Here is a 20,501-nt window from a genome sequence, read left to right on the forward strand (position 1 = left end):
GGGCCTCTCTGGCAACGTTTTCGGATAGGGTGCGCTGCGCCATGTCCGAAAACGCTTTGCGCAAGGCGACCCCCCAGGAGCAGTTCGAGGAAGTGACCCGCGGCACCGTGGACCTCCAGGTGCCCGAGGATCTGAAGAAGAAGCTCGAGCGCTCGTATGAGACGGGCAAGCCGCTCGTCATCAAGGCCGGTTTCGATCCGAGCCGCCCGGACCTGCACCTGGGCCACTCGCTGCTGCTCACGCGCATGCGGCGCTTCCAGGACTTCGGGCACCAGGTGGTGTTCCTCATCGGTGACTTCACCGCGCTGATCGGCGACCCCTCGGGGAAGAACACCACGCGCCCCGCCCTCACCCGCGACGAGGTGAAGGTCAACGCGAAGACGTACCAGGACCAGGTCTTCAAGGTGCTGGACGCGGCGAAGACGCAGGTGCGCTTCAACTCCGAGTGGTTGGACAAGCTGGGCACGGAGGGGATGATCCGCCTGGCGGCGCGCTACTCGGTGCAGCGCATGCTGGAGCGCGATGACTTCAAGAAGCGCTTCCGGGAGAACCGCTCCATCTCCATCCACGAGTTCCTCTACCCGCTGCTGCAGGGCTACGACTCGGTGGCGCTGAAGGCGGACGTGGAGCTGGGCGCGACGGATCAGCTCTTCAACCTGCTGGTGGGCCGGCAGCTCATGAAGGAAGAGGGCATGGAGCCGCAGGTCATCATGACCGGGCCCATCCTCGAGGGTCTGGACGCGAAGCTGGTCGACGGGAAGATCACCGGCGACAAGATGTCCAAGAGCCTGGACAACTACGTGGGCATCAGCGAGTCGCCGGAGCAGATCTACGGCAAGCTGATGAGCATCACGGACGACCTGATGTGGCGCTACTACGAGCTGCTGTCGTCGCGGACGCTCAAGGAGCTGGCCGAGCTGAAGGAGAAGGTGCTGCGCGGGGAGCTGCACCCGAAGGCGGCGAAGTCGGGCTTCGCCCAGGAGATCGCCGCGCGCTTCCATGACGCGGAGTCGGCCCAGAAGGCGATGCAGGCCTGGGAGGAGCGCTACTCCCAGAAGAAGATCGTCGCCGAGGACCAGCCGCTGGTGGAGGTGTCGATGGGAGGCGCCCCCAAGCTCCCGCTGGCCAAGGCGCTGGCGGAGGCGAAGCTGGTGGCCTCCGTCACGGAGGCGCGCAAGCTGATGGGCCAGGGCGGCGTGCGGGTGAACGGCGAGAAGGCCACGGACCCCAAGCACGAACTGGACGCGGGCGAGTACCTGGTCCAGGTGGGCAAGCACAAGACCGCGCGCATCAAGCTGGCGTGAGCCGGGGAAGCATCACGGTGAACCTCGAGCCCTGGCCCGGTGTGCTCTCCACGCGCACCGTGCCACCGAGCGCTTCCGTGATGCTCCTCACGATGTAGAGGCCCAGCCCGAACCCGCCATAGTGACGGGTCGGCACCGCGCGCTCGAACCGCTCGAAGATGTGGGGAAGGCGATCGGGGGCGATACCGATGCCGTGGTCCACCACCGAGAGCTCGGCCATGCCGTCCTTGCGAGCGACGGAGATCTCGATGGGCCTGCCCTCGCCGAACTTGAGGGCGTTGCCGAGCAGGTTGGCGACCACCTGATCCAACCTGCTCCTGTCCCACAGCCCCTCGACGAGCGCTTCGGCCCGGACGTCCACCCGCGACCCGGATTGAGCGATGCTCTCGCCAAAACGCTCCACGACGTCGGCCACGACCGCCGGCAGGTCCACCCGCTCGAGATGGAGCTCGAGCCGCCCGGCGTGGAGCCGTGAGACGTCGAGCACGTCATCGACCAGGCGCGAGAGCCGCTGCACCTGCCTGTCCGTCGACTGGAGGACCCGGAGCAGCCGCTCCTCGGAGGGGCGCTCGCGTTTGCGGACCACCGATTGAAGGCCGATGTTCATGGAGGTGATGGGCGTCTTCAGCTCGTGCGCCGCGACGCAGAGGAACTCCTCGCGGACGCGGATTCCCTCCTGGGCCTCCTGATACAGGTGGGCGTTGTCGATGGCGATGGCGGCCCGGCGGGCCAGCTCCTCGGCGAGCGCCAGCTCCGACGGCCCGAAGGAGCGCCTTGGATCCGCGGAGCCGACGGTGATCGCCCCCATCGTCCTGCCGCGAGCCACGAGCGGCACGGCGATGAGGCTCCGGGCCCCGAGCTCGCGGATGAGCCGGAAGTGTTCGGCATCGAGACAGTGGGCCCGCAGCACCTCATCCGACAGCTCCGCCAGCAGGAGCGGCCTGCTCGAGGCCAGGACGCGGGCCGCCGGCTGAGTCGAGCCCCTTTCGAGCGGATAGCGCTCCTCGAGCTCGCGGAGGCTCTTCTCCTTCATGGGATCGATGTGCACCCCGGCCAGTCGATGGAGCCGTCCGCCCTCCCCCACCACGTCGACGACGCACCAGTCGGCGAACGCCGGCGCGATGAAGCGCGCCAGGTTGCGGAGGGTCGTCGGGTAATCGAGCGACTCGGCGAGCAGCGCGCTCACGTCGGCCAGGAAGCGCACGGCCCTCTCCGCCCGCCTCCGCTCCTCCACCTCCACCTTGAACTTCTCGAACAGGAGGCTGTTCTCGAGGGCGATGGCGATCTGCGCGGACAGGAGCTCCAGCACCCGGACGCGCTCCCGGGTGAAGGCGCGCGGCGTCAGATCGTTCTCGAAGAAGAACGTGCCGAGCAGGGTCTCCTGGCGCTGGATGGGAAGCACCAGGACGGACATCACGTTGCTCTCCGCGAGATAGGGCTCGGAAGCGAACCGCTGATCCCGGGAGGCATCCTCGAGCACGAGCACCTGCCGCGTCCTGCGCACGTACTCGATGACCTCCCGGGGAAGCTCGTCCGACGCGGCGAGCGGCGCCCTCTCGGTGGAGACCGGAAGCGTGGCGCCTCCGACCGCCCGGACGAACGGTCCGTCTTCCTCCTCGACCACGAGCACGCCCCGCTCGGCGCCCGCCGCCTGGATGCACACCTCCATCAGCTTTCCCAGCAGACGCTCGAGCTCGATTTCCCCCGAGATGGTCTCGGCCGTCTTGAGCAGGCTGAGGGCATCGAGCGCCGTCCCGGGAGCGCGCTCCTCCACGGCGCCAGGCCCCACGGAACCCCCGCTGAGGTCGAACTCGTCATCGAGCGCCCGCGCCTTGGCCAGGGCTCCCCACCGGGCCCAGCCCTTCTGGGCAGCACACAGGTACAGGTGGGCGACGCGAGTCCGGCCATGCCCATGATAGAGCCGCCCGCAGAGCTCGTTGGCCAGCGCCGCATCCTGGAGGAAGCGGGCCTTCGTCGCCGCCTCGATGGCTTGGTCGTACAACCCGGTGGCCTCGAGGAACTGGCCCTGGACCCGGGCGATCTCCGCGTCCACGAGCAGGCGCTTGTGGCGGAAGTTCTCCGCACACCCCTCCTCCCACCGTCTCAGCTTCTCGCGCGAGGCGGCCACACGCTCGAGCCGCGCGGCCCGCTCCCCGGGCGTGGCCCCGTCACAGAGCGCCAGGAGGTTCAGCGCCAAGTAGAACGCATGCTCGGCCGAGGGAATGTAACCCCCCAGGAAGTCCAGGAACCGGGCCGCCGACTCGGCCCGCGCGCTCGCCTCGGACAGGTCCCGGAAGAGGAACGAGCTCTGGAGCCGCAGGATGTCGTACATGCACCGCGTCGTCGGCTCGTTCAGCGCGGCCGCGAGGAACGCCGGCTCGCTGAACTCATCGTCGTCGAACCGGTGGAGATCCCGCGTGAGCCCCTTCAGGCAGCGGATGGCCTGCCGGTAGGCCAGATGATTCAGGACCGCGCCCTCGCTCCTGACCTGCCGGCAGAACCCCAGACCGTCATCCAGCGCGACCAGAATCCCGTCGAGCTCCATCCCCCCGGTGAACGAGTAGATGACGATCATCGTGCGGCCGTAGACGGCGTTCTGGATCTCTCCGAACTGCAGCCCCATCTCGAAGATCTGATGGGCTCCCGTCACACAGGTGGAGAGCGGAGCCAGCCACGCTCGCACGAAGTTGTTGTACAGCTGGAAGGCGCGAACCTCCTGCAGGCGATCCTCGAACTTCCGTGCGAGCTCCACGGAGAGGCGGCTGAAGCCCTCGGCGGCCCGAAGCTCACCCATGCCCAGCAGCAACTGCGCATAGACGGCATACGGCATGATCGAGTCGTTGCAGTGCCCGTGCTCCAACGTGAAGCGGACCCCTCGGGCCGTCAGGAGCATGAGGAGCTCGCGGTCGACGAACCATGCGGGGAACAGCATGGCGGAGACGATCTTCATGTAGACCCGCGCATCGGGCCGGGTCATGAGGGGTTGGTCGATGAAGCTCTCGGGTGAGCGCCCCGCGAGGAGCCCCCCGATGGCCTCCCGCTGCGCGGCGACCTCCTCGTCGGAGCCCTGCTTCGGCCGCTCGGTCCCGAAGAAGGAGCGCAACGCCTCCCATCCCCACCGGAGCGCCGTTTCGTATTCACCCGTCACCGTCGCGCTCGAGATCCGCAGGGCGTGAAGGTCCGCGGCCTCCGCCATCGAGCCGACATGGCGGAGTCCCTCCTCCACCAGCGAGTGGCACAGGCCGTGTTCGCCCGTCAGCGAGGCACACTCGGCCGCGTCCCGATGGAGAAGGAACGCGAGCTCGTCGTGGACGGGCTTCGCGTCTCCGGGCAGCAGGGCGAGGCCACTCCGGAAATACGCGAGTGCCGGCCCGTAGGCCGCGGAGCGCCGCGCCCTGACCCCGGCCCGGTAGTTCAATCGAGCGAGCTCCTCCCGCTCCCGGACCCCCGTGAGCAACTCGCCTCCGAGGTTGAGCTGATCCACGACATCGAACAGCTTCTCGTCCAACCCCTCCTCGCGGAAGAACTCCAGGAAGCGGCGGCCGATCCGCAGGTGGAGCAGCTTGCGCCGCTCCTCGGACAGCAGCGAGTAGGCGGCCTGCTGGACGCGATCGTGGATGAACCGGAAGGCCACTTCCTTGCGCGGCGTGCGCTCATCCTCGGGCACGAGCAGCCCTTCCCTCAGCACCTCGCCCAACCGCGAGGCCATCTCATCCACGGACCTGCCCCAGGCGAGCGCGAGCGGATGGAGCTCCACCCGCTTGCCGATGCACGCCGCGAGCTGCAGCAGTTGCTGCGCCTCCTCCGACAGCCTGCGGATGGACGCCGCCATCAGCTCGACCACGTTCTCGGTGATCTCCACCCGCTCGATTTGACGCAGATCCCACAGCCACGTCCCCCGCCCCTCGTCGAAGACGAGCAGCCCGCCGCGCTGAAGCGAGCGCAGCAACTGCCGGACGAAGAAGGGATTGCCCGCCGTCTTCCCCTGGACGAGCTCCACGAGCGGCCTCGCCCGTTCCGGCTCACAGCGGAGGACATCGGAGAGCAGCGCGACGAGCGCCCCGGTCTCCAGGGGACCCACCTCCAACCGCAGGATGGCCGTGCCCGAGCCCCGGATCTCCTCGAGGGTCCGGACCAGGGAGTGCTTGGGACCGACCTCCCGCGTCCGGAACGCTCCGAGCAGGAGGACGTGTCGGCTCTCCGGATCCGTGGCCAGCGCGCGCAAGATGCGGAGCGACGCCGCGTCAGTCCATTGCAAATCATCGAGGAAGAACACGAGCGGCCGGTCCGCGGCCACCACCCGGACGAAGGCCTGGAGCGTGAGGTGGAAGCGGTTCTCCGCCTCCACGGGACCGAGTCCGGAAACCTCGGGCAGCTCACCGAGCACGTCCCGAAGCTCCGGAATCAAATCGATCAACACGCGGCCATTGGCCTGTACCGCCTCCCGCAGCCGCCGGGACACCTCCTCCCGGCGCGCCATGGGCTCGGAGAGGATCGTGAGCGCGAGGGCCCGGAGCGCCTCCACCACGGACGCATATGGCATGTTCGCCGCGCGCAGATCGAACTTGCCCGAGACGAACCGGCCCTCGGCCATGAGGACCGCGTCGCGCACGGCCCCGACGAGGGCCGTCTTGCCGGAGCCGGCATCACCCGACACGAGCACGAGCTCGGTCCTGTTCGCCGCGACGCGGATGAGGGCATCTCGCAGCACGGCGAGCTCCTGGTCGCGTCCATACAGCCGCTCCGGCAGCGGCAGCTCCCGAGCCAGATCGAGTCGGCCCAGCTCGAAGGGCTCGATGGAGCCGGAGGCGAACCATTGCCTGCGCGCCTCGCGGAGATCGGCGCCCAGGGCCTCGGCGCTCTGGTAGCGCCGCTCCGGCATCTTGGTGAGGAGCTTCTGGACGATCTCGGAGAGCACCTGGGGGACACGCGGATTGGCGACCGACGCGGGCACCGGCATCTTCGCCACGTGCGCATGCACGAGCTCGAGCGGATCCGAGGAGCGGAAGGGAGGCGCTCCGATGAGCATCGCGTAGAACGTGGCGCCCAGGGAGTAGAGGTCCGCGCGCCAATCGACGAGCCAGTTCATCCGTCCCGTCTGTTCCGGTGACGCCCAGGCCAGGGCGGAGATCTGCTCGGGCTCGAGCGCCCGGGCGACGCTCGCGAGCTCGGCCGCGTCGACGAAGTGAACCAGGCTCACCTTCCCGCCGGCCCCGAGCACCACATGGGAGGGAGAGATCGCCCGGTGGACGACTCCCTTCTCGTGAATGCGAGCGCACACATCGGCGAGCTGAAGCGAGATGTCGAAGAAGCTCTCGAGCGGGAGCGGCCCCTCGGCCAGCCGCTGCTCGAGGTCCTCGGAACCGGCGTCCTCGAGGACGAGCGTCGGCGCATCCTCGGGCCCCTCGAGTGCGATCGGTCGTTCGACCCCAGGCACGTCGAGCCTGCGCAGGACCGCATACTCGTCGTGCATCAGCCGGGCCCACCGCGGCACCGGAATCTTCCCGGAGAGGGTCTTGACCACGACCGTCCCGCTATCGGTCACCTGCCTGCGAAGTACGAAGCGCCGACAACGATGAATCTCGGAAGACTCCCCTGAAATCACGCCACCCCTCTCGATGAATGTTCCCCCATCAAGGCAGAACACCCCTGGAAAATGTAGGCCCTCGTGGACCCGAACACCCAGGAAACCCCACCCTATCGCCCGTCTGGGGGGCCTGGTTTCCAGGGCGGAGATACCTGGGACCCATGCTCCCCGATCGACATCTTAGACCCGTTTCGGATCGAAGATTGCTCTTGCCCGGCGAAAGTTCGGTTGGATAGCGTTGTCTTCGGGCTTTTTCGGAAGGCTGAAGCGACAACAACGGCGGAGACGGACATTGAACCGCTGGAACGGTCTGACCCCAGGTGAGCTCGCGCTGCTGGACACGGTGTTCTGGTCCGGCGGCCTGTCGCGCGACGCGCTCTCCCTCCGTTCCTCCTTCTCGAAGACCCGCACCAACGCGGCCGTGGCCCACCTGCTGGAGCGGGGGCTACTGGAAGAAGCCGGCTTGCTGGCATCGTCGGGCGGCCGGCGGGCCGAGAAGCTGCGGCTGCATCGCGGGCTGGGCGTACTGCTGGCGGCGGATCTCGGTGCCACCGGCCTGCGCGTCGGAGTGCTGACGCCGGACCTGCAGGTGATGGCGCGGCATGTGGAATCGGCGGACGTGCGCAAGGGGCCCGAGCTCGTCCTGTCGCGCGTGCGGACACTGATGCAGCAACTGCTGAAGCAGGCCGGTGTCACGCCGCGCGACGTCATCGGTATCGGCCTCGGCGTGCCGGGGCCCGTCAACTTCGAGACCGGTCAGCTCGTCAACCCGCCACTGATGCCCGAGTGGGACAGCTTCTCGATCCGCGACGACATGAAGGCGGACTTCGCCGCGCCGGTGTTCGTGGACAACGACGTCAACATCATGGCGCTCGGCGAGCTGTGGGGCATGCAGCGCACGCTGCGCAACTTCCTGGTGATCAAGGTGGGCACCGGCATCGGCTGCGGCATCGTCTGCAACGGCCAGGTGTACCGGGGCGCCACCGGGTCGGCGGGAGACGTCGGCCATATCTGCGTGGACCCGGCCGGACCGCGCTGTCACTGCGGCAACCTGGGCTGCGTGGAGGCAATGGCGGCGGGGCCGGCGATCGCCCGCATGGCGCGAGCGGCGGTGGAAGCCGGAGAGAGCGCGCTGCTCGCGGAGACGCTGGCGACCACCGGCACCATCCTCCCCGAGGACGTGGCCCGGGCCAGCCGCGCCGGTGACGCGGCGGCCAACGCCATCGTGCAGCGTGCTGGCAGCCTGATCGGACAGATGCTCGCGTCGGTCGTGAACTTCTTCAACCCGTCGCACGTCTTCTTCGGCGGCTCGATGATGCGCATCGGTCCGCTGTTCCTCGCGTCGCTGCGGCAGAGCATCTACCACCGCTCGCTGGCGCTCTCGACACGCCAGCTGGAGATCCAGGTCACACCGCTCGGCGAGCAGTCGGGGCTCATCGGTGCCGCGGTGCTGGCCATGCAGGAGACCCTGCGGATGAAAGGAGCCGAGCGATGAGCGTCGCCATCGAGTTCCGCGACATCGTGAAGGCGTTCGGCCCGGTGCAGGTGCTGCATGGCGTCAGCTTCGCGCTGCAGCCGGGACGCGTGGTGGGCCTGCTGGGCGAGAACGGCGCGGGCAAGTCCACGCTGATGAAGATCCTCTCCGGTTACGAGCGGGCCACCGGGGGCGAGCTGCTCGTCAACGGCCGTCCGGTCCATTTCAATGGCTCGCGCGCGGCGGAGGCGGAAGGCATCGTCCTCATCCACCAGGAGTTCAACCTCGCCGAGGACCTGACGATCGCGCAGAACATCTTCCTCGGTCACGAGAAGAAGCGCGGCTGGCTGCTGGACGACGCGGCGATGAACCGGGAGTCCGAGCGCGTCCTGCGGCAGGTGGGCCTGCAACTCAGCCCCGAGACGCCGGTGCGCCAGCTGATCGTGGCGGAGAAGCAACTGGTGGAGATCGCCAAGGCGCTCGCCCGCAAGGCGCGGCTGCTGATCATGGACGAGCCCACGGCCACGCTGACGCCCGGAGAGACCGAGCGCCTGTTCGCGCTCATCGCGCAGCTCAAGGCCGACGGCGTCACGCTGCTCTACATCTCGCACAAGCTGGACGAGGTGGAGCGCATCACCGACGAGGTGGTGGTGATGCGCGATGGCCGTTTCGTCACCCGGGCGGCGACGCGCGACGTGACGCGCCACCAGATGGCCAACCTGATGGTCGGCCGGGAGCTGTCGGACCTCTACCCTCCCAAGGCGCCACCACCGGCCGCCGCCCCGCCGCTGCTGCGCGTCCAGGGCCTGACGGTGCCGGGCTGGGCGCGGGGCGTGAGCTTCGAGGTGCGCCCCGGGGAGATTCTTGGGTTCGCGGGGCTGGTCGGTGCCGGCCGCACCGAGCTGTTCGAGGGCCTGCTGGGCTTGCGGCCCCGCTCGGTGGAGCGCGTCGAGCTCGACGGCCGTCCCGTGCGCTGGCGCAACCCACGCGATGCCGCCAACCAGGGGCTCACGTACCTGAGCGAGGATCGCAAGGGCAAGGGCCTGCACGTGCACTTCGGCCTGCGCGAGAACCTGACGTTGATGGCGCTCTCGCGCTACGCCACCCCGTGGCTGAAACCCGAGGCCGAGCGGCGGGCGCTCGAGGAGGCCGTGAAGCGCTTCGGCATCCGCACCGGCACGCTGGACAACCCGGCCTCGGCGCTGTCCGGTGGCAACCAGCAGAAGCTCGCGCTCGCCAAGGTGCTGCACCCCGACCCGAAGGTGGTGGTGCTCGATGAGCCCACGCGCGGCGTCGATGTGGGGGCCAGACGCGACATCTATTTCCTGATCGAGGCGCTGGCCCGCGAGGGACGCGCCGTCATCGTCATCTCATCCGAGCTGATGGAGCTGATCGGGCTGTGCCACCGCGTCGCGGTGATGCGCGGCGGCCAGCTGCAAGCCACGCTCGATGCCAGCCAACTGACCGAAGAGGAACTCATCGCCCATGCCACCGGAACCCACTGACGCCGTGAAGCAGGGCGCGGCCACGCCGGCCGCCGCGGGCGGGACACCGCGCCCGGTGGAGCCCGGCAGCCGTGCCGGAGGCCGGGCGCGTGCTCTGCTGCACGGCCTCGGACCGCTCCTCGGGCTCATCGTGTTGTGCATCGCCGGCACCGTGCTGAACGGTGACTTCGCCACGCTCGACAACGTGATGAACGTGCTCACGCGCACCGCCTTCATCGGCATCATCGCGGTGGGCATGTGCTTCGTCATCATCTCGGGAGGCATCGACCTCTCGGTGGGCTCGATGGCGGCGCTGATCGCCGGTGCGATGATCCTCGTGATGAACCGGCTGGCGCCGTCGCTCGGCTCGCCCACGTCCGTCATCGCCCTCGGCATTGGCATCGCGCTGCTGCTCGGCGCGCTGTTCGGGCTGGCGCACGGGCTGCTGATCACCCGGGGCGGTATCGAGCCCTTCATCGTGACACTCGGCACCCTGGGCATCTTCCGTGCCTATCTCACGTACTTCGCGGATGGCGGCGCCCTCACGTTGGACATGGAACTGTCCGACGCCTACAGCCCGGTCTACTACGCCAACCTCCTGGGCATCCCGATTCCGGTCTGGGTGTTCCTCGCCGTCGCGCTCGTGGGCGGGTTGATCCTGAACCGCACCGCGTACGGCCGGTATGTGCAGGCCATTGGCTCCAACGAACAGGTGGCGCGCTACGCGGCCGTGGACGTCAATCGCATCAAGGTGCTCACCTACATGCTGCTCGGCATCTGCGTGGGAATCGCCACGGTCCTGTACGTGCCGCGCCTCGGGTCGGCCTCGCCCACCACGGGACTGCTGTGGGAACTGGAGGCGATCGCGGCGGTGATCGTCGGCGGCACCGCGCTCAAGGGCGGCTCCGGCACCATCACCGGCACGGTCGTCGGCGCCGTGCTGCTCTCCGTCATCAGCAACATCCTGAACCTCACCAGCATCATCAGCGTGTATCTCAACTCGGCGGTGCAGGGCTTCGTGATCATTGGCGTGGCGTTCATGCAACGCCGACGCAAATGAGCGTCGTGACAGATGTCTCGTCGTAGTCCTCCGGCAGCGGGCCGCTGCCATGTCGTGCTCCCCTTACCCCCAGGAGAAAGCCCGCATGAAATCCGTCCTCCGTAAACTCGCCCTCGGCGCCTCCGCCATGGCCGCGCTCCTCACCGCCTCCGGTGCGCTCGCGCAGACGCAGAACCAGGTCAACATGGGCGTCGCCATCCCCGCGGCCACCCACGGCTTCACCGGCGGCATCGTCTGGTGGGCCAACCAGGCCAAGAAGGACCTGGAGAAGGCGCACCCGGGCCTGAAGATCACCGTGAAGACGGCGGCCAACGCGCCCGAGCAGGCCAACCAGCTTCAGGACCTGCTGACCGTCAACAAGATCAACACGCTGGTCATCTTCCCGTTCGAGTCGGCCTCGCTCACCAAGCCCGTGGCGCAGGCGAAGGGCAAGGGCGTCTACGTCACGGTGGTGGACCGCGGCCTGACCGACACCAGCGCGCAGGACGCCTACGTGGCCGGCGACAACACCGCGTTCGGCAGGATCGCGGCGGAGTACCTGGCCAAGAAACTGAACGGCAAGGGCAACATCGTGGCGCTGCGCGGCATCCCGACCACGCTCGACAACGAGCGCATGGACGCGTTCAACGCCGTGCTGAAGAACTACCCGGACATCAAGCTGCTCGACGCCCGGTACGGCAACTGGAACCGCGACGATGCCTTCAAGGTGATGCAGGACTACCTGACGCGCTTCAAGCAGATCGACGCCGTGTGGGCGGCCGATGACGACATGGCGGTGGGAGTCCTCAAGGCCATCGAGCAGGCGAAGCGCACGGACATCAAGGAGGTGTTCGGCGGCGCGGGCGCCAAGGGCATGGTCAAGACCATCATGGAGGGCAAGAACAAGCTGATCCAGGCCGACGTGTCCTACTCGCCCAAGTTCATCTACGACGCGATCAAGCTGACGGCCGAGGCGCGCCTGAAGGGAGAGAAGCTGCCGCCGAACACGATCATCCCCTCGGTGCTCATCACCAAGGAGAACGCGAAGGACTTCTACTTCCCGGACTCACCCTTCTAGTCGTGTTGCGCATGCTCCCTCTCCCTCTGGGAGAGGGCGGGGGGTGAGGGTATTTCACCCCCGTGTTCCTCACTCCGATTCACACTGCGGCGCGCAGTCAGCAATCCAAGTCAAGGCAAATACCCTCACCCTAGCCCTCTCCCGGAGGGAGAGGGGACATCCACGGAACCAACCATGCCAAGACCCGTCACCCTGTTCACCGGTCAATGGGCCGATCTGCCTCTCTCCGAACTCGCACCGCTGGCCAAGCGCATGGGCTACGACGGCCTGGAGTTGGCCTGCTGGGGCGACCACTTCAACGTACGGGAGGCGCTCGCTTCCAAAACCTATCTCCGCGACAAGCGGGCACTGCTCGAGTCCCACGGTCTGAAGTGTCTGGCCATCGGCAACCACCTGGTCGGTCAAGCCGTGTGCGATCTGATCGACGAGCGGCACCAGTCCATCGTCCCCGCGCACGTCTGGGGTGATGGTGACCCCGAGGGTGTGCGCCAGCGAGCCGCCCAGGAGATGAAGGACACGGCCCGCGCCGCCGCCGCCTTCGGCGTGAAGACCGTCACCGGCTTCACCGGTTCCTCCGTGTGGCACGCCACCTACGCCTTCCCGCCCACCTCGCAGGCGTTCTGGGACAAGGGCTTCGCCGACTTCGGCCGCCGCTGGACGCCGATCCTCGAGGAGTTCGAGGCACAGGGCGTCAACTTCGCGCTCGAGGTGCACCCGACGGAGATCGCCTTCGACACCGCCTCCGCCCAGCGGGCCATCGAGGCCGTGAACGGCCACCGCCGCTTCGGCTTCAACTTCGACCCCAGCCACCTCGGGTACCAGGGCGTGGACTACGTGAAGTTCATCCGCACGTTCGCGGGCCGCATCTACAACGTCCACATGAAGGACGTGTGGTGGGGCCGAGGCGATGGCACCGTCGGCGTATTCGGCGGCCATACCAGCTTCGGAGATCCGCGCCGCTTCTGGGATTTCCGCAGCCTCGGCCGAGGCATGATCGACTTCGAGTCCATCATCGTCGCGCTCAACGACATCGGCTACTCGGGCCCGTTGAGCGTGGAGTGGGAGGACAGCCGGATGGACCGCGTGCACGGGGCGACCGAGAGCGCGGCCTTCTGCAAGCGGCTCGACTTCCCCGCCGCCGCGGGCGCGTTCGATGCCGTGTTCGACAAGGACAAGCAAGCGCGGGCCGGCGGATGAGTACCTCGCACAACCGCAAGCTGCGCTACGCGATGGTCGGCGGCGGGCGCGATGCGTTCATCGGCTCGGTACACCGCCGGGCCATGGCGCTGGACGGGCAGATGGAGCTGGTCGCGGGCGCGCTCTCGTCCCACCCGGACAAGGCGCGCGCCTCCGGCCGCGACCTGGGACTGGCCGACGCGCGCAATCACGGCCGCTGGGAGGATCTGCTGGCCGACGAGCTGAAGCGCCCGGCGGACGAGCGCATCGACTTCGTCTCCATCGTCACGCCCAACCACGTGCACTACCCGGTGGCGAAGGCGTTCGCCGAGGCCGGCATCCACGTGGTGTGTGACAAGCCGCTCGTACACACCAGCGCGCAGGCCGACGAGCTCGTGCGCACGGTGGAGCGGACCGGCATCGTGTTCGGCGTCACCTACAACTACACCGGCTATCCCATGGTGCGAGAGGCGCGCGAGCTGGTGAAGCGCGGTGCCCTCGGCGAGCTGCGCAAGGTGACCGTCGAATACAACCAGGGCTGGCTCGCCACGCACCTGGAGGGCCAGGACAACAAGCAGGCCAGCTGGCGCACCGACCCGGCGAGGAGTGGCCTGGCCGGCGCCATCGGTGACATCGGCTCGCACGCCGAGAACCTGGCCGCCACGGTCACCGGCCTCGAGATCGAAGCGGTGTGCGCCGACCTCGGGGCACTCGTTCCCGGGCGCCGGCTCGACGACGACGGCAACCTGCTGCTGCGCTGGAGCGGCGGTGTGCGGGGCGTGCTGATCGCCTCGCAGATCGCCGCCGGCTTCGAGAACGACCTGCGCCTGCGCGTGTTCGGCTCCACGGGCTCGCTCGAATGGCGGCAGGAAGAGCCGAACCAGCTCATGCATGCACCGCTGGACGGTCCCAGGCGCATCCTCACGCGCGGCTCGCCCTGGCTGAGCGAATCGTCGCGCCGCGCCTGCCGCGTCCCCTCCGGCCACCCCGAGGCGTTCATCGAGGCGTTCGCCAACGTGTACCTGGGTGTCGCGGCGGACATCCGCGCCCGACTGGCCGGGGTGAAGGCGGATCCGATCGCCGCCGACTATCCCCGGGTCACCGATGGCGCGCGTGGTGTGCGCTTCATCGAGAAGACGGTGGAATCCGCCGCCAGCGAGCGCAAGTGGACGCCGATGGAATGACCGTGACGATGCGGGAGGGACTCCTGAAAAGGGCGGTGCGGGTGCCCGCCTCGCGGTAGCCCACCCGAGCAAGAGGAGGAAACCCCGCCTGCCCTGGGAGAGGCCCGGAGGGTGAGGGTATTCTCCCGCGCCATGCGGATCCTGCCCCTCCTCCTGCTCGCCCTGTGCACCCTCCCCTTCCGCGCCCATGCCGCTGGGGCCTTCGTCTCCGGCAACCGGCTGGAGGCCGTGGCCGAGCCCGGCTCCACGAAGGTCATCTTCACCGTCGAGCCGGACACGGCCTACCCGGTCCTCAAGAAGGGAGGCCCCGAGCGCGCCTGGTGCAAGCTGAAGGGGGCCACGGGCGAGGGCTGGGTGAAGTGCGATGGCACGGCGGACGTGCCGGAGAAGCCTCGCCTGAGCGGTGAGTTCCTGGCCGCTCACGACCGGAAGCAAGAGGCCGCGCCCCTGCCCTCCGATGCCCCCGCCGCCACGGGCTGCGCCACCACATGCAAGAACCCGCCCCTCTTCCGCCAGGCCCCTGCGCTCAAGCCCGTGGAGCGCGAGGTGCTCGACATGTGCCCGGCACGACCGGATGCCTCGGTGAGCCGCGGCGACGTGCAGCGCTTCATGTCCGCGCACTACGACGATCCGCGCATCCAGCGGGCCCTGTCGGCCGCGGGGCGCCCCGGCTCGCGACAGGCCAACATCGACTGGCTCACCGGCCTCTGGGTGAGCACGGGTCCGCGCAACGCCTTCACCCACGTCTTCTGCGGTGACGAGTGGACCACCAAGACCGTCGGCGGGCTCCACTTCCTCCCGCGCTACGCGCAGCTCGAGTCCGAGGGGAAGCTCTGCTTCGACGGCCCCGGCCGCGGAGGCAAGGCCATCCAGGGCTCGCAGTACCTCATCCGCTTCCGCGGCGTGGCGCCCTGGTCCTGCGCGGAGAAGAAGCTCGGCGGCTTCACGCTGGAGTCGGACCCGGTGGCCATGGTGGCCGTGGGCACCCGCGCCTTCGCGCGCTGCTGCGCGCGGGGCGGCGGCATGAAGGAGGGCGGCGTGTACTCGGCTCCGGACCTCGGCGGCACGCCATGGCGCATCTGGTGCGGGACGCGCAATGGCACCTACGGCATCGCCTCGCTGTACCCCACCGACGAGCGCCCCACCTGCGGAGAGTGATGGGGCGCCCGCCGCTCATCAGTACCAGGCGCCCACGCGCACCTCGACGCCCACGTCCGTGCCGACGAGCCGGGTGAACTCGTTCACGTCGCTGCCGCGCGAGTGATAGGGATAGACGACCTTCGGTCTGAACTCGCGCACCGCGTCCGCCGCCTGGGCCACCGTCATGGTGTAGGGCAGGTTCATGGGAACGAAGGCGACGTCGATGTTTCGCAGCGCCCGCATCTCGGGGATGTCTTCCGTGTCCCCGGCGATGTAGACGCGCTTGTCTCCGAAGGTCAGCACATAGCCGTTGCCACGGCCCTTCGTGTGGTACTGGAGACGCTCGGGCGTGATGTTGTACATCGGGATCGCCTCGACGGGGATTTCCCCCACGTTCAGCGTCTCTCCGTTGGCGAGCACTCGCGTGGCTCCCTGGAGGGCCTCGGGCAGGGTGTCGCGCACGGCCTGAGGCGCGACGATCACCGTCTCCGGCTGGACGATGGCCGTCAGCGTGTCGGCGTTCAGGTGATCGCCGTGGATGTCCGTCACGAGGATCACATCGGGAGCGGGAAGGCCCTGGAACGGCGTGGCGCCACCGACAGGGTCGACGTAGATCGTCTTGCCTTCCCAGTTCATGAGGAAGGTGGCGTGATTGACGGGATGGACGATCAAATCACCCCGAGACGTCGAGAAGACGTCTCCCGACATGGCCGGTTCGGATGACTTGCACGAGGACAACGACAGCGCGAGCACCGCCACCACGGACGCGAGCAACCGGATCTTGAGCATCATTCTCTCCGAAGCAGGGGGGACTGCGGGTTCAGCCTACCCGGCACGAGGCCGTGTGTCCGGCGCGAACGTGCTGGCGCGCCTTGGCTTATGGTGGGCGGGCAACCTCCTGGAGAGCTCACGATCCATGCGTCATCCGTCGAACCCTTTGTGGAGCCTGCTGGTGTTGACCAGTCTGCTCATCGTCCAGACCGCCAGCGCCGCGGAACCCCTCTGTCTTCAGTGCATCAACGTCCGCATCGATCGCCCTCGGATCGTCCGGGGACCAGTCGCGGATGAGCTGGACAGCTTCTTCAATGAGATCCGGCTGGCCAATGGACTCAAGCGGGGTTTCTCCGCGAACGCGTCCACGTATGCCATTGATGGCAAGGAGGCTGGCGACATGGGAGGCATCCGGCGCAAGGTGCTGGGAGCCGGTCCAGCGGGCGCCTACGACGAGTGTGGACGTTGGATGAGTGACACGGTGAAGCGGGGAAGCACCGTCCACGGATTCGTCCACACGGAGAGCGATTGTAATTACGCCCTGGAGCAGACCCACAAGGCCATGAGCTTCGCCACGTCCACCGACGAAGGGCTCACCTGGTCCATCTGGGGGCAGATCATCACCGGCACGGATGCACCGACCGCGGGCATCCACACGGGAGAGGGAGATTGCACCGTCATCCAGGCAGCCGATGGCTATTACTATGCATACTGCCTGCGAGCGCGCGACTGGCAGACCATCGTGGCCCGCGCGCCGGTGGCGAACCCGGGTCCCAAGAACTGGTTCAAGTACCACGGCACCTCCTGGAGCCAGCCCGGACTGGGCGGAGATGCCACCGCGCTCGGGGCCCTTGGCAGTGCGGCGGCCCACTGGGTGACCCAGGATCAAATCCTCCTGCTGGGCACGGACGAATGGTTCGGCGGGCTGAAGGCCTCCTTCTCCAACGACAAACACACCTTCAACACCCTGGAGGAGCCGTTGATCCTCCTGGATGGAGATACGTGGCAGCGTCCCGCGCCAACGGAGGTCATCGCCTATCCCAGCGTCCTGAGTCAGGACAATGTCGACAACGAGATTCGCAACCCGTTCACCCTGACCTATACCTACGTCCAGCCGGGTGAGGGGTTCGACAAGCGCTATCTGGTGTTCCGCGACGTCTGGATGTGGATGTCCCCCACTCCCGTCACCCCGCAGGTCGGCGTCGCACTGTCTCGTTGGTACAACGCCGCCGCCAGCGACCGCTGGAGCACGACGGCCCCCGTCCCCAACAACGATGGGGCGTATGTGTACGAGGGCTTCCTCGGCTACCTGATGACGAAGCCGCATCCCACGCTGGCGACGGTCAAGCTGGAGGACTGTGTCAGCGACTGGCCCGGCCACCCCGACCACCTCCTGGCCGACTGCGCGGCGGACGGGTATTCCAAGCTGAGGACGGCCGGGTGGATCTTCGAGGACCCTCAACCCAATACCCTGCCCCTCTACCGCTGCTACAACGCCGAGCAGCGGCAGCACTTCGTGTCGAACCAGTCCGACTGCGAGAACCAGGGCGGCCTGGAATGGTTGATGGGCCACGCGCTGGCCCGGTGAGGTAGCGGTCGACGCACCCGGGCGGGCGGAGCGCGAGCGGGTTACACATCTGCTCTCATGTCCGGCCGAACCCGACTCCGGGGTCGCTTCCAACTGTTCGCGACCCTCCTCGTCACCCTCGTCCAGTTGCCCACGGTGCTCTGGCTCTGCTGGCTCACGCGCACGCCCCTGCCCCTGGCCGTCGCGGTGCCGGTCTCGTTCCCCTACCTGCGTCAGTTGCAGAGCCCCTGGCACACCACGGCTCCCGCGCTGTCGACCTATCTGGCGCTGGGCTGGTGGGCCGCCTGCGCGGTGTTCGACGTGCTCATGCTCCCCGCCGCCCTGGCCGTCCAGGCGGGCCTGCCCCGGGGCGTGACCTGGGGCGTGGCCGGAGCCATCGCGCTCGTCCTGGGTACTGACTCGGTCCTCGGCCGGCCGAGGCTCCGCAAGCGGGTGGTCCACGTGGAAGGGCTCTCGCCCGAGCTGGACGGCTACCGCATCGGCCAGCTCTCCGACGTCCACTGTGGCCCGCATGCACCCGAGAGCCGCGTCTCCTCCTGGGTCGCGCGCCTCAACGCCCTCGACCTCGACCTGGTGACCGTCACCGGAGACCTCATCACCCACGGCTCATCGCACGTCGAGGCGGTGGCGCGGGCGCTCGGTGGCCTGCGCGCGAAGGATGGTGCGTTCGCCTGCATGGGCAATCACGACTACTTCACCGACGGAGAGCACCTCGTCCGGGAGCTGGAACGACAAGGCGTGACCGTCCTGCGCAACCGGGGGGTGGTTGTCCAGCGGGGAGGGGCTCGCTTGTACGTCGCGGGCGTGGACGACACCTGGACCTCGCGCCACGACGTGGCTCGGGCGCTCGCGAAGCGGCCCGAGGGCGTTCCCACCGTGCTGCTCGCCCACGACCCGGACCTGTTTCCCGAGGCCCAGGCGCGCTCCGTCGAGCTGACCCTCTCGGGCCACACGCACGGCGGACAGCTCGGAGTCCCGGGCGTCCGCCGCCTGTCTCTGGCCCGGTTCGTCTCCCGCTGGACCGCGGGGCTGTACCGGCAGGGCCGCTCGTGGCTCTACGTGAACCGCGGCGCCGGCACCACTGGACCGCCCGCCCGGCTGGGCGCTCCGGCGGAGCTCGCCGTCATCACTCTGCGGCGGGCGTAGACCCGCTCTGGGGGAAGGCGCGGCAGGCCGCGTCGTAATCCTTCCACCAGCCCTCCAGGGCCTTCATGTCGGTGGGCCGGGGCTCGTCTCCCGCGCCCGCCATGTCCAGGTAGGCGTGCAGCAGCGGGCGGAAGTGCGGGTGCGCGCACTTCTCGATGATGTCCACGGCGCGCCGCTTGGGCGAGCGGATGTCCATGTTGAGCGCGTAGCCGTGCTCGGTGACGACGCACTTGATGTCGTGCTCGGTGTGGTCGATGTGCCGCACGTACGGCATCACGCAGCTCACCGTGCGCCCGTCCTTCAGCCGCCGGGTGGACGGTGTGTGCACGATGCTGAGGTAGGCATTGCGGAAGAAGTCTCCCGAGCCACCCAGCCCGTTGACGATGCGCGAGCCGTCGATGTGCGTGGAGTTGACGTGGCCGTAGATGTCCACCTCGATGGGGGTGTTCATCGCGATGACGAACAGGCGCGAGATGATCTCCGGGCTGTTGGACAGCCACATGGGCCGCAGCACCAGCTTGTCCCGGCAGCGCTCGAACAGCTCCATGAAGCGCTTGCGCCCCTCGGCCGAGAAGGAGACCGCGGTGGCCGAGGCGTTCTCGAACTTCGCGTCGTCCTCCACGTAGCGCAGCATTCCGTCCTGGAAGACCTCGGTCCAGAAGCGGATCTTCTGGAACGGGGACGCGTAGAGTTCGCCGATGATGGCGTTGGCCACGTTGCCCACGCCGGACTGGATGGGGGGAAGGCGCTTGCCCCAGTCGAACTGCGCGCGGCACTGCATGAGGAAGTCGACGACGTTCTGCGCGATGCGGCGGTCCGTCTCGCTCGCGGCCTTGAAGGGCACCGGGTGGTCGGGCGTGCGGGACTCGACGACTGCGACGACCTTGCTGCGATCGAACTCGACGTAGGGCGTGCCGATGCGGTCGCGCACGTTCACCAGCGGCAGCGGCCAGCCCACCTTGGGGTGCACGGCGGGCAGGACGATGTCGTGAAAGCCCGTGTAGTCCGGCGTCGCGGTGTTCACCTCGAGGATGACCTTGCGCGCCCGGGCGAGCGCCTCGGCGGAGACGCCGACCGAGGAGGAGAGGACGACACTGCCGTCCTGGCGGATGCGGGACACCTCGACGACGGCGACGTCGATGTCCCCGTAGAACCCGTACATCAGGTTGCGCGCGAAGGCGGAGAGGTGGACGTCGGTGAAGTCCATCTCCCCCGAGTGGATGAGCTTGCGCGAGATGGCCGAGGACATGTACGGCCCGCGCTTGCGGATGAAGGGAGCCATGGGCCCCTCCACGTCATCCGAGAGCGAGGCGCCGCTCAGCAGGGTGATGCGGGACTGGGGCGCCGTCGCGGCGAAGTGCCGGGCGAGCGCCGGGAAGAAGGCCTTCGGCTCGCCCGACTTGGTGAAGCCGCTGATGGCGACGGTGCAGCCATCGGTGACGTGCTTCACCGCCTCCTCGACGGGGACCACTTTGGCCAACAGCTCGGAGTTCTCGATCCGCTCTTGCAGTGTGCTCATTGAAGTCCTGT

General features: G+C 68.2%; 13 protein-coding genes. 10 read left to right on the forward strand and 3 right to left on the reverse strand.

What is annotated here, in order from left to right:
• The first annotated feature begins 41 nt into the window (after positions 1-41).
• Complete coding sequence (gene tyrS / locus JRI60_RS32860) at positions 42-1,304, forward strand: tyrosine--tRNA ligase (RefSeq protein WP_204219878.1); 1,263 nt, start codon at positions 42-44, stop codon at positions 1,302-1,304.
• Here tyrS and JRI60_RS32865 read toward each other — a convergent pair.
• Positions 1,291-6,849: an AAA family ATPase gene (locus JRI60_RS32865; protein ID WP_239469844.1), complete on the reverse strand. Its 5,559-nt coding sequence runs from the start codon at positions 6,847-6,849 to the stop codon at positions 1,291-1,293. The genes tyrS and JRI60_RS32865 overlap by 14 nt on opposite strands.
• 334 nt (positions 6,850-7,183) lie before the next feature.
• Between JRI60_RS32865 and JRI60_RS32870 the strand changes: the two genes are divergently transcribed.
• From JRI60_RS32870 to JRI60_RS32900, 7 genes are all read left to right on the forward strand, one after another.
• Positions 7,184-8,386 (forward strand): ROK family transcriptional regulator, encoded by a 1,203-nt coding sequence (locus JRI60_RS32870; protein ID WP_204219880.1) that lies wholly within the window; start codon positions 7,184-7,186, stop codon positions 8,384-8,386.
• Positions 8,383-9,870 (forward strand): sugar ABC transporter ATP-binding protein, encoded by a 1,488-nt coding sequence (locus JRI60_RS32875; RefSeq protein ID WP_204219881.1) that lies wholly within the window; start codon positions 8,383-8,385, stop codon positions 9,868-9,870. Before JRI60_RS32870 ends, JRI60_RS32875 begins: the two co-directional genes overlap by 4 nt.
• Positions 9,851-10,909 (forward strand): ABC transporter permease, encoded by a 1,059-nt coding sequence (locus tag JRI60_RS32880; RefSeq protein ID WP_204219882.1) that lies wholly within the window; start codon positions 9,851-9,853, stop codon positions 10,907-10,909. Before JRI60_RS32875 ends, JRI60_RS32880 begins: the two co-directional genes overlap by 20 nt.
• Positions 10,910-10,994: 85 nt before the next feature.
• A complete protein-coding gene (locus JRI60_RS32885) occupies positions 10,995-11,966 on the forward strand; it encodes a substrate-binding domain-containing protein (protein WP_204219883.1) in 972 nt (323 codons plus the stop codon).
• 174 nt (positions 11,967-12,140) lie between these two features.
• On the forward strand, positions 12,141-13,163 hold the full coding sequence (locus tag JRI60_RS32890; RefSeq protein ID WP_204219884.1) for a sugar phosphate isomerase/epimerase family protein: 1,023 nt from the start codon (positions 12,141-12,143) through the stop codon (positions 13,161-13,163).
• Positions 13,160-14,326 carry a Gfo/Idh/MocA family protein gene (locus JRI60_RS32895; protein WP_204219885.1) on the forward strand — a complete coding sequence of 389 codons (1,167 nt, stop codon included), beginning with the start codon at positions 13,160-13,162 and terminating at the stop codon, positions 14,324-14,326. The genes JRI60_RS32890 and JRI60_RS32895 overlap by 4 nt, the downstream gene beginning before the upstream one ends.
• Positions 14,327-14,458: 132 nt before the next feature.
• Positions 14,459-15,484, forward strand: coding sequence for a hypothetical protein (locus JRI60_RS32900; RefSeq protein ID WP_204219886.1), 1,026 nt, complete (start codon positions 14,459-14,461; stop codon positions 15,482-15,484).
• 18 nt (positions 15,485-15,502) lie between these two features.
• On the opposite strand, the gene JRI60_RS32905 is transcribed toward JRI60_RS32900, so the two are convergent.
• Positions 15,503-16,258, reverse strand: coding sequence for an MBL fold metallo-hydrolase (locus JRI60_RS32905; RefSeq protein ID WP_239469845.1), 756 nt, complete (start codon positions 16,256-16,258; stop codon positions 15,503-15,505).
• Between the two features lie 124 nt (positions 16,259-16,382).
• Between JRI60_RS32905 and JRI60_RS32910 the strand changes: the two genes are divergently transcribed.
• Complete coding sequence (locus JRI60_RS32910) at positions 16,383-17,825, forward strand: hypothetical protein (RefSeq protein ID WP_204219887.1); 1,443 nt, start codon at positions 16,383-16,385, stop codon at positions 17,823-17,825.
• 57 nt (positions 17,826-17,882) lie between these two features.
• Complete coding sequence (locus JRI60_RS32915) at positions 17,883-18,971, forward strand: metallophosphoesterase (protein ID WP_204219888.1); 1,089 nt, start codon at positions 17,883-17,885, stop codon at positions 18,969-18,971.
• Here the strand turns inward: JRI60_RS32915 and JRI60_RS32920 are convergent.
• The gene (locus JRI60_RS32920) at positions 18,952-20,490 is read right to left on the reverse strand and encodes an acetyl-CoA hydrolase/transferase C-terminal domain-containing protein (protein WP_204219889.1); all 1,539 of its coding nucleotides are present in this window, start codon (positions 20,488-20,490) and stop codon (positions 18,952-18,954) included. The two genes, JRI60_RS32915 and JRI60_RS32920, sit on opposite strands and share 20 nt — an antisense overlap.
• Positions 20,491-20,501 lie beyond the last annotated feature (11 nt).

Source organism: Archangium violaceum, assembly GCF_016887565.1.
Taxonomy (GTDB): Bacteria; Myxococcota; Myxococcia; order Myxococcales; family Myxococcaceae; genus Archangium; species Archangium violaceum_B.